At 56.5% G+C, this 13,276-nt stretch carries 11 protein-coding genes; 5 read left to right on the forward strand and 6 right to left on the reverse strand.

Going from position 1 to position 13,276, the window contains the following annotated elements; all coding sequences use genetic code 11:
- Window positions 1-195: 195 nt before the first annotated feature.
- From ABJH13_RS16080 to ABJH13_RS16090, 3 genes are all read right to left on the reverse strand, one after another.
- Window positions 196-2,766 carry a calcium-binding protein gene (locus ABJH13_RS16080; protein ID WP_348407234.1) on the reverse strand — a complete coding sequence of 857 codons (2,571 nt, stop codon included), beginning with the start codon at window positions 2,764-2,766 and terminating at the stop codon, window positions 196-198.
- A gap of 253 nt (window positions 2,767-3,019) precedes the next feature.
- The gene (locus ABJH13_RS16085; RefSeq protein ID WP_348336946.1) at window positions 3,020-3,673 is read right to left on the reverse strand and encodes an ABC transporter ATP-binding protein; all 654 of its coding nucleotides are present in this window, start codon (window positions 3,671-3,673) and stop codon (window positions 3,020-3,022) included.
- 12 nt (window positions 3,674-3,685) lie between these two features.
- Entirely contained in the window at window positions 3,686-4,996 is a 1,311-nt protein-coding gene (locus tag ABJH13_RS16090) for a sugar transporter (RefSeq protein ID WP_348336947.1), read from the reverse strand.
- A 120-nt stretch (window positions 4,997-5,116) separates the two neighbouring features.
- On the opposite strand from ABJH13_RS16090, the gene ABJH13_RS16095 reads away from it, so the two are divergent.
- Window positions 5,117-5,956, forward strand: coding sequence for an ABC transporter permease (locus ABJH13_RS16095; protein WP_348336948.1), 840 nt, complete (start codon window positions 5,117-5,119; stop codon window positions 5,954-5,956).
- Here the strand turns inward: ABJH13_RS16095 and ABJH13_RS16100 are convergent.
- A complete protein-coding gene (locus ABJH13_RS16100) occupies window positions 5,912-6,937 on the reverse strand; it encodes a glycosyltransferase (RefSeq protein WP_348407235.1) in 1,026 nt (341 codons plus the stop codon). The genes ABJH13_RS16095 and ABJH13_RS16100 overlap by 45 nt on opposite strands.
- A gap of 152 nt (window positions 6,938-7,089) precedes the next feature.
- On the opposite strand from ABJH13_RS16100, the gene rfbC reads away from it, so the two are divergent.
- From rfbC to rfbA, 4 genes are read left to right on the forward strand one after another with little or no spacing between them, the layout of a single operon-like run.
- Window positions 7,090-7,653: a dTDP-4-dehydrorhamnose 3,5-epimerase gene (rfbC, locus tag ABJH13_RS16105; RefSeq protein ID WP_348407236.1), complete on the forward strand. Its 564-nt coding sequence runs from the start codon at window positions 7,090-7,092 to the stop codon at window positions 7,651-7,653.
- Complete coding sequence (gene rfbB, locus ABJH13_RS16110) at window positions 7,650-8,687, forward strand: dTDP-glucose 4,6-dehydratase (protein WP_348407237.1); 1,038 nt, start codon at window positions 7,650-7,652, stop codon at window positions 8,685-8,687. Before rfbC ends, rfbB begins: the two co-directional genes overlap by 4 nt.
- A 33-nt stretch (window positions 8,688-8,720) precedes the next feature.
- Window positions 8,721-9,566, forward strand: a complete 846-nt coding sequence (gene rfbD, locus ABJH13_RS16115; RefSeq protein ID WP_348407238.1) for a dTDP-4-dehydrorhamnose reductase — start codon at window positions 8,721-8,723, stop codon at window positions 9,564-9,566.
- A complete protein-coding gene (gene rfbA, locus ABJH13_RS16120; RefSeq protein ID WP_348407239.1) occupies window positions 9,559-10,431 on the forward strand; it encodes a glucose-1-phosphate thymidylyltransferase RfbA in 873 nt (290 codons plus the stop codon). The genes rfbD and rfbA overlap by 8 nt, the downstream gene beginning before the upstream one ends.
- Window positions 10,432-10,437: 6 nt before the next feature.
- Here the strand turns inward: rfbA and ABJH13_RS16125 are convergent, their stop codons facing one another.
- On the reverse strand, window positions 10,438-11,442 hold the full coding sequence (locus ABJH13_RS16125; RefSeq protein ID WP_348407240.1) for a ParB N-terminal domain-containing protein: 1,005 nt from the start codon (window positions 11,440-11,442) through the stop codon (window positions 10,438-10,440).
- Between the two features lie 103 nt (window positions 11,443-11,545).
- Window positions 11,546-12,934, reverse strand: a complete 1,389-nt coding sequence (locus ABJH13_RS16130; RefSeq protein ID WP_348407241.1) for an AAA family ATPase — start codon at window positions 12,932-12,934, stop codon at window positions 11,546-11,548.
- Between the last annotated feature and the right edge of the window lie 342 nt (window positions 12,935-13,276).

The raw sequence follows: 13,276 nt of genomic DNA on the forward strand, positions 1-13,276 counted from the left end.
GTTGAACCAAGCGCGCCTAGATGCGCTGACCAGCGTACAGAACGGCAATCTGGTGTTTGATTTCGACAACGGCGACAGCCTGACGTTGAACGGGGTGACATCAACTGCGAGCTTGTTAGGCGATATCGAACTGATCTAAGGCAAGAAAGAAATAGGCTCTATTCTCATTAATAGAGCCTATTTCTACCAGTGTTTTTAGACAAAGACCAAATCCCCCGGCTGCATGTCAGCAGCCATGACGCCCTCTAGCAAAACGCTGCCATCGTCCCATTCCAACAACAGACCCGCTTTTGTATCCCGAACAGAAAGTTGTGCAGCCTCGACCTGAATTGTATCGGGGCCGTTGTTAAAATCGGTGACGATGCGATCACCCGATGTGTCCGCAAAAATAAAAACATCCGCGCCAGCGCCACCGCTCAACGTATCGTCTCCCGCACGGCTTTCCAGCGTGTCATTGCCCGCGCCGCCCTGCACAAAATCACGCCCAAATGCACCAATCTGCTCCGTATCGTTAAAACGATCATCACCATTGCCCAGATAGACCTTGTCCTGCCCTTTACCGCCCCAAACCACATCGTTGTCATCACCGCCAAAGATCGTGTCATTCTGATCGCCACCATACAAAGTATCATTGCCTTTGCGGCCAAGGATCAGGTCTTTCCCGCTACCCCCATCCAGAAATTCATCGCCCCCACCGCCTCGCACATGGTCGTAACCCGCACCGCCCCAAACCGTATCGCTCGCGGAAATGCCTGCCTGAGCATTGTCGAAAAACACATCATCCCCATTGCCCAGGAAAATCAGATCACGGCCATTGCCTCCCACAACCAGGTCATCTCCATCGCCACCGCGTAGCGTGTCAAAACCATTCCCTCCAAATAAACGGTCGTCTCCAGCCCCTCCCTCAAGACTGTCAAAACCAGCATGGCCTCGCACCACATCATCACCCGCACCCGCCATGACACTGTCATTGCCCGCATTCGCAAGAACGGTATCATTGCCATTGGTGCCGTCGCGACTGATATCATTGCCCTGACCCAACCGGATCCAGTCATCGCCGTTGCCCCCCATGACCTCGTCATCACCTTGGCCGCTGTGGATGCTGTCACGGCCGTCTCCACCTCGGATGGTGTCATTGCCTTCCAGACCGGTGATTTGATCGCCGCTCCCAAAACCAGAAATAACGTCTGGGTCAGACGTGCCGCCCAATACATCTGCCGCATCGCTGCCCATGATCTCGCTTGGGACCAACAACAACGTGCGATCCGCCCCGAACACGATACGTGCACTGACCTCAGCGACGCTCAACGTCTCGCCCCCCGAAGGGCGCACATCCAACACCTCACTGCGCCACGTAATACGTACCCCCGGACCGCTGGTCGTAATATTCAACTGCGACGTTCCATACAGAAACGGCAGATTTCCCAGATCAATCCAATCCTGCGTATAATCAAAATTCTGAATGCGATCATTCACACCGTCCGCAGACAGCACAAACAGGTCAGACCCCGCACCACCGTCCAGCGTGTCCTTGCCCGCGCCGTCCCGCAGGATGTCATCACCACCCTGCCCCTGAACATGATCATCGCCCACGCCGCCGATCAGAATGTCATCCCGCCCGGTGCCTGCCATCGTCCCTCCCTGCGCCAAGGCAAACCTCGTTTCACCTTGATCAGAGACTGAAAAGGTAAACTGGTTGATGCCCGCCTCACCCTGCGCCGCAGCAAAAACCTGAACTTCATCCCCCACCAACACCATCTCCAACGCCGAGACATTGGTCAGGTTGGTAGTGGTCTGATCCGCCAGCGATGACAAATGTTGCAACTGGCCACCCGGCATGATGACAAACAGACTCAACCCATCGTCGCCGCCCCCTGCAACCACATAGATCCGATCCTCGACATCGACCGTGGCCAATGCCTGCACTGTACCAAACCGCGTATTCAGCGTATCCAACACATGATCCACAGCGATCAGTTGACCATTGGCCGTCAACTCTAGCACACTCAGTGCGCCCATCTCGCCGTTGCTTGCAGCCGAGGCAACGATGACAAAATTCTGCCCCCCGGTTTCAATCATCTGAACCGCTGTGATGGTGTTCAGAATCCCCAACCCTTGTTGCGCGCCCATTGTGTCCCGCACGCTTAAGGCGCCCGTGGTCGCGTCAGCGGCATAGCTGGTCAAAGCCTGTTCACCACTGCTGGCGGCAATCACAAAATCCTGCCCGTTGATGCGCGTGCCCACCAGCTCGCCCAGATCACTGGCATGGGTGGTGGTGGTGTCTTCCACCACGCTGCGACGGTTCATGGCGCCGGTGCTTGTTACCTCGTAAACACCAATATTGGTGCCATTCTTGCCCGCCAAATAGACAAAGCCGGCATCAGACACGTAATGTGCTGCGATCCCATCGCCATTGGGCTGGTTTGCTGTAATGCCGGTGGCGTTCCCAATCTGACCGTTGGCGCCAATTTGATAGGCCAGATAGCCCGCAGCGCCCGGGTCGCTGACCAGCAAATAGTCTTGCCCACCAATCTGCGTTGCATCAATGCGCCCCGTAACCTCAAAGGACTGACCCGTGTTATAGTATTGACGATCCACTTCAGACAAAGCCCGACCGGCGCCAACGTCATAGCTTACCAGCCCGCCGTTGCCGCCTGTGCCCGCAAACAGCGTACCCGTAGACACATCATAATGCAGAGCACGGATATCCACATCCAAACGTTCGTCATTAAGCGTCACCCATGTCCGCAAAACCAACTCTTGCATCGCACTCACCATCCCACTTCACACTCAGGAACAATGAGCAATATTGATGTGGTAGAACGCCGGACGCAGACGAGGCTAAACCGTGACAAACAGTGTGAATTGGGGGTATTTTGTTAACACCATTACAGGCCAAAGGATCTATAAAACGCTGATATAATGCACTAAAAAACACAAAACATGCTGAATTTCGCGCCAAGGAAAACCTTAAAACTGCGTTTCAAAAAAGGCAGCAATCAGATCACCCACAAGGGTTTTAGGCTAGTAACGCCTGATGATATTCAATCGCTTCTTCCAGATCGTCGAAATACTCGACCTTACCATTCTCCAGCACAATTCCCGCATCACAAAACTGCCGGACCTGCCCCATCTCGTGACTGACCAGCACTGCGGATGACACCTTCATCCGCTCTCTGAAGATGGCCTTGCTTTTGCGTTTAAAGGCCGCATCCCCCACAGCCGTGACTTCGTCGACCAAATACGTGTCAAAGTGGATGCCCATTGATGTGCCAAATGTCAGACGCCCCCGCATGCCCTGTGAATAGCTGCGCACTGGCATGTGGAAATGTTTTCCCAACTCGGCAAAGTCCTCGACGAACGCGGTCAAAGCATCTGTATCCACCCCATAGACCCGCGCGATGAACCGGACGTTCTGTGCCCCCGTCAATTCGCGGTGAAACGAAGCCCCAAACCCCACCGGCCAGGACACCGATCCACTGCTGACCACCCGGCCTGTATCAGGTTTTTGTAGGCCCGAAATAATGTCCATCAATGTTGACTTGCCCGCCCCGTTGCGCCCCAACAACGCCAAGGACCGCCCACTGGGCAGTTCGATATCGACATTGTCGATCACCACTTTGCGGTGACCGCGCACCCAAAAGCTTTTGGATAGGTTTTCCAGTCGGATCACAGTCGCGTCTCCCTAACTGCGATCCCGAATGGAATAATAGACCAACGCCATGACAGACCACCCCAACATCAAAAACAACGCGATCAAACCGATCAGCACAAAGCGCTGCGGAAACTCGGACGCCTCGGCGAGCGTTGGTTTGATGTACGTGGCCAAATACCGGCTTTGGCGCGACGCATTAGAACGCGCCACATCAAGTGCTGTCAAAGACGCACGATAGGTTTCTTCGGCCACTTCCAGATCAACCGTCAGGCTTTCAAATTCAGCAATCAAAGATGGGTAATCTTCAACCAACGCCCCGACTTCGTCGCTGATGTTCGCAAACGCTGCGCGCTCTGCGGCAATGCGGTCGCGGATCACGTCGATCCGACGCTGCGCCTGAATCACGCGCAGGTCGGTTTCATTGGTCGTGGCCAGCAGCAGATCATGTTCGACTTGCGTCTCAGCCAATTGTTGCTGCAGGTTGTTCATCACGCCCATTCGACCCTGAATATCGGTTTCCGGGTCTACAATCTGGGTACGTGTGCGGAATCCTGTCAGACCCTCACGGGCCTCCTTCAGGCGCGCAATGGCAGCGTCGAAATCTTCGTTGGCATAGCGCGTCGCATCTGTGCGGGCCTGTGTGTTCAGATCGTTGACCCGACTCTGGCTCTTGTCGACGATCAACTCCGCAATGCGCGTCGCCATATCCGGATCAAAGGCCAGCACCTGCACATCAATCAAACCAGATCCCTCGTCAAAAGAAATCCGCACAACCCGTTCCCAATACCACAACAGATCTTCAATCGACGCATCCGGCCACAATGAAAACACCGGATCCGTATCCCAATATTGAGAGTAATGCGTCTTAAGATCGACATCCCCTTGAATGGCTTCGATGATCTCTTGGCTTTTGATAAACGCGTTCAGAACATTCCCATCCGAATTGGTGCTAGAGCCCGTGAACTGCGCCACGCTGCCCAAAATATCCGACGCACCACCAGATTCCTCGCCGCGCACCGTAAAGCCTGTGATCGAACTGTATTGGTCCTCTGCGATGGTCCACAGATAAAACCCAGCGCCCGCCAAAGGCAGTAAAACCAATATCAGAAACGAAAACAGCAACCCCCAGTGACGACGGCGCATCGTGGCAGGTTCAGCAATCGGACGCACCTGCACAACTGCTGGTTGTCGCGACCCACCACCACCGCCCTTGCCCGCAGACCCGCCCCTCTGAGGTTTGTTCTGAGCGTTATTTTTCTTGGGCCCTTGCCCCCCGCCTTGTCCGGCGCCCGCACGGTTTTGCGCAGCTTTGGCTTTGTTGGGTTGAACGGATTGATCCATCTGACCGGAGGAACCTTTTTCTTGATTTGTCAAAGCGTTGCCGCGATGCAATGCCATTTGATCTTCATGTGTTAATTCTTCATAGTCGGTGGATAGCCTACAGTCACGGGAAATAGCCCGATGCCGCCTTCTGATACGACATCTTCCTCCGATCCGCTCTCAAGCGCGCCTGTGGCCCCCCCACTGCGGCCAAAATTGCGCCGTTCGACGCTGCGCACTGTTGCCGCACTGATCCTGCGCGAAATGGCCACACGGTACGGTGCCAAACCAGGGGGATACGTCTGGGCCATCTTTGAACCGCTGGGCACGTTGTTCATACTGTCCCTGGCCTTTTCACTGTTGCTACGCAGCCCGTCCTTAGGCGAAAGCTTTATCCTGTTTTATGCCACGGGCTACCTACCTTTCAACCTGTTCAACGGGACCGCAGGCATGCTGACAGCCGCGATCGCGTTTTCGAAATCCTTGCTCAAGTACCCGGCTGTCGGGTGGATAGATGCCCTTCTTGCACGTTTCATCCTGAACGCACTGACGTTGCTACTGGTCAGTTATGTATTGCTGGTCGCCATCCTATGGTTCACGGGCACGCGCACCGTGATCGACATGCCCCCCGTGATTGGCGCCTTTGTCATGGCTATGGCGCTTGGCTTTGGCATCGGCACATTCAATTGCGCGATGCGCGGGTTGTTCCCAGTCTATGGCACAGTCTGGACAATACTGACCCGCCCCCTGTTGATCGCTTCTGCCGTAATTTACATCATGGAAGACCTGCCAAACGGGGCCCAGCAGGTTCTGTGGTACAACCCGCTCGTACATATCACGGGATTGGCGCGGAGCGGCTTCTATCCGGTCTATAACCCCGACTATATTAACCCCGCCTATGTGATGGCCTGGGCCCTGATCCCCATGGCCACGGGCCTATTGCTTTTGCGCAAGCACCACCTTGCCATTCTCAACCGCTGACAGCGCAAGAACATCGCCGTGAGTACGAGATGTATCGCTGCGAAACCCGTCCCATACAGCACGTGCCAACAGTCGATAGAACACGCGTTGTTCTCCGCGATGGCGTCGCCCCTTTAGCATCCACTTAGGCAGAATCAGCGCCATCAATGGCCAAAACATCCATCCCGCGGCGGCACGGTACAAAAACAGCAAATTGCGGTGGTAATAATAGACCTTCCACAACGGCTGAAATCGGCCATCCTGTACTGCAAAAGTCGCGCAATCATGCTCAAAACGGACGTGCGGGTGAAACACAAGCTGCCGCCCAGCCAATGACAGACCCAGCGTATAAAGCCCATCGTCGCCATAGACGAACAGCCCCGGATCAGGCAGATCCGCCGCCTCAACCGCCCTTTTAGAGACAAAAAATCCGACAAATGACGTGATATCGACCGGACAGGGCGCATCCCCTTCATAAACTTCGGGCTTTAGATGAAATCCGTTGCGTCCCCCAACGCGCAGCAGCGTGCGCACAAAAACCGACACATGCTGGAAAGGATTGCGCGATGGGCGGTTCATGTCGCAAATCGTGCCATCCGGGTAATACACGGCCGCCGCAACCCCATCCCAACCCTGCGCCTCGGGATCAAGGGCATGAAACGCCGCAAAAGCACCGGGGGCTGGGCGCCCATCATCATCCATCAGGACCAGCCAATCAGGGTCATGCGCGGCCAAAGCACGGGTCATGCCCCGCCCAAAGCCCCCGGCCCCGCCATCATTGCGCGCACTGGACAAAACATCGATGCGTGGGTCACTTTGCCCCGCAAGCCAAGCAGCCGTGCCATCAGTGCTGGCATTGTCGACCACCACCACAGCCGCCAGATCCGCAGGCCCGGCTTCAAGCAGACGGGCCACAGTGTCCTGCAACTTGTCGAGCCTGTTATATGTCACCACAACTGCAACAAGCCGCCGCACCGCGGCCGAAGACCCAGAACCACCCATGACGTACCTTACCTTATGAATTGCATGACAGGCAAAACTCACAGAACGCCAAGCATGTCAAACGACGCCCTCGCCAGACATTCCGCATTTGCACGCGATCACACGGATGTTAGACCTCTCTCAACGTACAAACAGCACCGGAGCAGCACCGCATGCACATAGAAAAGACCGCGCTGGATGGCGTCCTGATCCTGACCCCCACCAGGTTTGGGGATCGCCGCGGCTTCTTTTCTGAAAGCTGGAATCGCAAACGTATGGCACAGGCCGGCCTTGATATCGACTTTGTGCAGGACAATCACTCGGTTTCAGCACAGGTCGGCACGGTGCGCGGCCTGCATTTTCAGGCCCCTCCGCATGCTCAAGCCAAACTGGTGCGCTGCGGGCGCGGGGTGCTGTTTGATGTGGCGGTCGATATTCGGCGCGGCTCGCCCTCTTATGGCCAATGGATCGGCGAAGAGCTGAGCTTTGAAAATGGGCGTCAGCTTTTGATTCCAGCCGGCTTTGCCCATGGTTTTGTCACGCGCGCGCCCGACACTGAAATTTGCTATAAATGCGATGCCTATTATGCAGCAGACGCCGACGGGGCGATACGGTGGGACAGCTGCGACATCGACTGGGGTTTTGACGGAACACCGGTCTTGTCCGACAAGGACGCCGCTGCCCCTGCCCTGTCGGATTTCGACACTCCCTTTGTCTGGGAAGGGCCCGCATCATGAAACTGCTTGTCACCGGCGGGGCTGGTTTCATCGGATCAGCAGTGGTGCGCCAAGCCATTGCTGCCGGGCACAGCGTAGTAAATGTCGACGCCCTTACCTATGCCGCCTGCCTTGATAACGTGGCACAGGTCGCAGACGCCCCCGGTTATTCTTTTGAGCATGCAGATATCCGCGATAGCGCCGCCATGGATCGCGTGTTCGCAGCGCACACGCCTGATGCGGTCATGCACTTGGCTGCAGAGTCCCACGTAGATCGTTCGATTGACGGCCCCGGTGCCTTTTTAGAAACAAATATCATGGGGACCTATACCCTCCTGCAGGCGGCTCGCACCTACTGGAGCGCACGGGGTCGCCCTGATGCGTTCCGCTTTCACCACATATCAACGGACGAAGTGTTTGGCAGCCTCGGCCCCGACGGACAATTCACCGAAGACACCGCCTATGATCCCCGCTCGCCCTATTCAGCGTCCAAAGCGGCCAGCGACCATCTGGTGCGCGCCTGGGGCGAAACCTATGACCTGCCGGTGATCCTGACCAACTGTTCGAACAATTACGGCCCCTTCCATTTTCCAGAAAAGTTGGTGCCGGTGGTGATCCTGAACGCATTGGCAGGCGATGCGATCCCCGTCTACGGGCAAGGCGAAAACGTGCGTGATTGGCTGTTTGTCGAAGATCACGCAGACGCGCTTTTGACCGTGTTAGAAAAAGGCCAGCTGGGCCGATCCTATAATATCGGCGGAGAAAACGAGGCGCGTAATATTGATCTGGTGCACATGATCTGCGCCATCCTTGATCGTTTGCGCCCGCGCGATACGCCCCATGCAGATCTGATCACGTTTGTCGCCGATCGTCCCGGCCATGACCTGCGCTATGCGATCGACCCGACCCGCATGCAAACCGAACTCGGCTGGCGGCCCTCTGTGACCCTTGAACAGGGACTGGAACGTACTGTGCATTGGTACCTGGACAACGAAAGCTGGTGGCGCGCGCTGCAAAATCGCGATGGCGTCGGCAAACGCCTTGGTGCAGGCTAGATCACGGCGTGTGGCTGAAAGGGTAGGGACGGTATGAGTATTCTGGTTTTCGGGCAAACCGGTCAAGTGGCCTCCGAACTGCAAAGACAGGCCCCTGTTATCGCGCTTGGGCGGGCACAGGCGGACCTGAACAACCCGGCAGACTGCGCCGCCGCGATCCGCGTTCATGCCCCAAGCGCCGTCATCAATGCGGCAGCCTACACAGCCGTCGATAAGGCCGAGGAAGAACAGGCACTGGCCTACCAGATCAATGCCGCAGCGCCGGGCGCCATGGCACGCACCTGTGCCGATCTGGGCATTCCCTTTTTGCACGTCTCGACCGATTATGTATTTGCGGGCACCGGCACAAAGCCTTGGCAGCCAAATGATCCAACTGCCCCGTTGGGGGCCTATGGTGCGTCCAAACGCGCCGGAGAAGAGGCGGTGATCGCCGCCGGTGGCACCCATGCCATCCTGCGCACGTCTTGGGTATTTTCGGCCCACGGGGCAAATTTCGTCAAAACCATGCTACGCCTGTCTGAGACCCGCGACGCCCTGAACGTGGTTGCTGACCAGATCGGGGGACCGACACCTGCCGCTGACATTGCGGCCACGTTGCTGCACATGGCGCAGGCCATGATAGACGGGCAGGGCGGCGGGTTGTATCATTATGCCGGGGCACCTGACACCAGCTGGGCCTGTTTCGCGCGCGAAACATTTGCACAAGCCGGGCGAAAGATCACAGTGTCGGACATCCCAACAGCAGACTATCCCACACCCGCCGCGCGCCCGCTGAATTCTCGTATGAATTGCACCAAGTTAGAAACTGATTTCAACATTCCCCGCCCGGATTGGGCCGCGGGATTGCACCGCGTACTGAAGGACCTTGGACATGACTGATCGCAAAGGGATTATCCTTGCCGGAGGGTCGGGCACACGGCTGTATCCAATCACAATGGGCGTCTCTAAACAGCTGCTTCCGATCTATGACAAGCCTATGGTGTTCTATCCGCTTAGCGTGCTGATGCTGGCCGGCATTCGCGAGATCGCAATCATCACGACGCCACAGGATCAGGATCAGTTCCAGCGCCTGTTGGGGGACGGCAGTCAATGGGGACTGGATTTTACTTACATCGAACAGCCCAGCCCCGATGGGTTGGCGCAGGCCTATCTGTTGGCCGAAGGCTTTCTGAATGGCGCACCTTCGGCCATGGTGCTGGGGGACAATATCTTTTTTGGACATGGCTTGCCTGAACAATTGGCCACCGCAGATGCGCGCGAAACGGGGGGGACGGTATTTGGGTATCGTGTGGCTGATCCTGAACGCTATGGCGTGGTGGACTTTGCCGAGGATGGCAGCGTGCGCGCGATTGTTGAAAAGCCAACCAATCCTCCGTCTTCCTATGCGGTAACGGGCCTGTACTTTTTGGATAGTTCTGCCCCAGAGCGCGCGCGCAGCATTCGCCCTTCTGAGCGGGGCGAGTTCGAAATAACCACACTGTTAGAGACCTATTTGAGCGATGACGCTTTACATGTAGAACAGATGGGGCGCGGTTATGCTTGGCTTGATACAGGCACCCATGGGTCGTTACTGGATGCGGGCAATTTTGTGCGCACCCTCAGCGCACGGCAAGGGTTGCAAGTGGGATCCCCCGAAGAAATCGCCTTTGATTCAGGTTGGATCGATGCCGCACAATTGGCCGAACGGGCCAAGATCTTTGCCAAGACAGAATATGGCCGCTATCTAAGCGCACTCTTGAAATAATAGGCTCTAACCGTGCCCGTTCTCTTCCAACCAGCGTTGCAACGCTGCTTTGAATGCCGCATCCACGCCGGTGCCTGACAGGGTCACACGCCCGGCACCTTTGTCTTTTAGCTGCACGCCTTGGGGCAGGGCAGGGCCATCGGCGCGGGTGGCCGCTGCGGCACCATTGTCCGTCGCTCGGTCGCACAGCGCCATCAACCGGTCCTGTTCAAGTGCGACATTCGTCGGCGGCGTCTTAAGCCATTCATCGGCAATCACCTGCGCCAAACCGGGATGCGCACCAAGACCCTTGGCCAATTTCAATCCAGCCCGTTCGCCAAGCGCCTGCGGAAACCGCAAAGCGCCCCCAACGGCCCGCACGACCCCGACAAAGCTGCCAATCTTTGAACGCTTCGCCCGCGACGCTGTCGCGAACAGCGCCCGCAACGCGGTCTGGTCATCTTTGAACACACCCTGATCGACAGTTTCAGCCACCACGCGCGCACGTTCAAAGTAACTTAGCCCCACCCGGATTTCATTTTCCTCGATCATCGCCACATAGGCATCCGAGGCTTCGGTGATCGGGCGCAAGACCGCCAGCACCTGCGCAAACCGTGCATCACCCGTTTCTGAGTGCAGGGCCTGCAACGCCGTGCAACGCCGCCAGCCGGACAACAGACCGTAACGCCCCGTGCCAAGATCAACCACATCGATCGGGGTTTGTTGCCCTCGTGCGCTTAGACTCTGTTTCAGCGCTTTCATCTCTTCGTCGTCAATGGCAACCCGATCGCGGGTGATGTGATCTGTCTGGATTTGGTCCAGCGGTAAGGCCTCGATCATACGGCCTTCGGCGCGGGCACGGACAAGGGTGTCGCTGAGTTCTTCGAGGGCACTGGTCCGTGCGGTGTCTTGCGCCACGCCGGCAATCGGCGCGCGTTGGCGCAGCACATGATCCGGCACTTTGCCCACCGGGGCATCGATCATTCCGCCTTCGGGTAGGGCCAGCGGGGTCAGGCGTTTGCGTTTGGCCATAATCCAGTCTCCTGTTTTTGGGCGCCACACAAGACGCGGATATATTGCGATGTCGTCACTGTAGCGCACGGGCGGTTAAGGCCGATGTTTCGCGCGCGAAACATTAACCCGCAGCCTTTTCAGAGTCTGCATCGCGTTTCCAGCTGCCCACCAGCAACGCCTTGAAGGCCGCATAGGTAGCATCAAATGTTTCACGCCCACGGGCATAGGTCTCTCGGTTAAAATCGCGGTAATCAGCTTCGTAGATGCCGCGCACCTGTTCGCCGGCCTGTCCGATCAACGCAGTAAAGTCCTGCCTGTGCGGCGACAGGGCAGGGCCAAGATAGCTTTGCATGAGGGCGGCAAGCTCGGCCTGTTGCGTGGCGTCGTAGCGCGTGATGACCATGCGCACTGCATCCCATTCAAACCGCAACTCAGGCCGGCCCAGAGCACGCGCTGCTAGGTTTTCAGCATCCTCAATCGAGGAAAACGTCGCATGCAGCATGTCAAAAAACCGCCCCGTGCTGTCAAATTCCAAAAAGGACGCGCCCAGAGGTACCAACAGAATGTCAGCAGCCGAAAGACCGTTGATGGTAAGATACCCAAGGGCAGGGGGCGTATCGAGAAAGATGACGTCGTATTCGTCCAGCAGCCCATCCGCGTCCAGCGTGTCTGTCAGCGCATCCCATAGCTTCCAGCCACGCCCAGACATGCGCCAGACGGGTACTTGGAATTCGGCCCAATAAAGGTTCAGCTGGGCGCCGATCAGATCGATATTGGGCCAGTGGGTTTTTTGCACAAGGTCGGGCGCGCGAATAGTCAACGCTTCGGTCAGAGTGTCATCAAGGGGCAGGGGGGCTTCGCCTTGGGCTGCACGTCGTTGATTGTCAGCGCGTAAGTGTTCGGCATAGTGGCGGGCCATCAGCGGGAACACTGTGTTCCATTCGTCTTCGACTTTGCCGCCAAAGATCGATGTCATGGACCCTTGGCTGTCTAGATCGATCACCAGTACGCGGTAGCCATCAAGGGCCGCTGACATGGCCAGATGTGCCGCAGTCGATGTCTTACCTACGCCGCCTTTGAAGTTGGCAACGGCCACGATTTTGGCCTGCGCGCCGTCGGGTTTGTAGGGTAGGTATTCTTTGGACTTTGATCCTTCTTGGCCAAAATGCGCACGCAGGCGCAGCACCTCATCCAAGGTAAACCATTTTGCACCCGCATCCGTTTCTGAACGCCCCTGAGGCAAGTCAGGGTTTTGTTTGAGCACACGGCGGAAATGGCCCTGCGCGACCGGGATCAAGTAGCGACAGATTTCCCAAGTTGAAAATTGGCGCAAACGACGGCTATCATCATTTTGCAGGCCTTGGGTTTCTAGGTTCTGCCGCCCGGCAGCACAGGCTTGAGCAACGGCTTCGAACCGCTGTGTCGTGGTCGGATCACCCAAGCTGCGTTGTGCTTCTAAGGGGTCGATGTTCATATAAGGCGGGAGGGGGATGCTCCGGCTTTGTTTCATGTGCTCTGCCCTCATGTGCGTTGTTTTTGGCAGAATACGCAAAAACAACGCACATGAAACATAAATCGCATCTTCTTTCTGTTTTCTAAGCAAATTCCTTTGGTTTTTATGGGCAAATGCGGTGGTGTTGAGCGCTTGGGGCTTCTGATCTCAGTTATTTATCTGTTAATTGAATGTTAAGGATCTTGGGCTCTGAATAAATGGTTTTATATCAATAGTTTGCTTGTCTCATTTTCAATGTGGTGACTCTGAACCTCCGATAATGCGACTCTGAACCCACGCCCAAGTGACTCTGAACCCACGGTCATATCGCCCATGCTGCTAGACGCACCCTGTGGATAT

This window comes from Roseobacter sp., assembly GCF_039970775.1.
Taxonomy (GTDB): domain Bacteria; phylum Pseudomonadota; class Alphaproteobacteria; order Rhodobacterales; family Rhodobacteraceae; genus Roseobacter.

Coding starts and splice junctions, on each gene's coding strand:
- rfbC (WP_348407236.1), top strand. CDS start 7,090: ATGCACATAGAAAAGACCGCGCTGGATGGCGTCCTGATCCTGACCCCC.
- ABJH13_RS16080 (WP_348407234.1), bottom strand. CDS start 2,766: ATGCAAGAGTTGGTTTTGCGGACATGGGTGACGCTTAATGACGAACGT.
- ABJH13_RS16130 (WP_348407241.1), bottom strand. CDS start 12,934: ATGAAACAAAGCCGGAGCATCCCCCTCCCGCCTTATATGAACATCGAC.
- ABJH13_RS16100 (WP_348407235.1), bottom strand. CDS start 6,937: ATGGGTGGTTCTGGGTCTTCGGCCGCGGTGCGGCGGCTTGTTGCAGTT.
- ABJH13_RS16090 (WP_348336947.1), bottom strand. CDS start 4,996: ATGGATCAATCCGTTCAACCCAACAAAGCCAAAGCTGCGCAAAACCGT.
- ABJH13_RS16125 (WP_348407240.1), bottom strand. CDS start 11,442: ATGGCCAAACGCAAACGCCTGACCCCGCTGGCCCTACCCGAAGGCGGA.
- rfbA (WP_348407239.1), top strand. CDS start 9,559: ATGACTGATCGCAAAGGGATTATCCTTGCCGGAGGGTCGGGCACACGG.
- rfbB (WP_348407237.1), top strand. CDS start 7,650: ATGAAACTGCTTGTCACCGGCGGGGCTGGTTTCATCGGATCAGCAGTG.
- ABJH13_RS16095 (WP_348336948.1), top strand. CDS start 5,117: ATGCCGCCTTCTGATACGACATCTTCCTCCGATCCGCTCTCAAGCGCG.
- rfbD (WP_348407238.1), top strand. CDS start 8,721: ATGAGTATTCTGGTTTTCGGGCAAACCGGTCAAGTGGCCTCCGAACTG.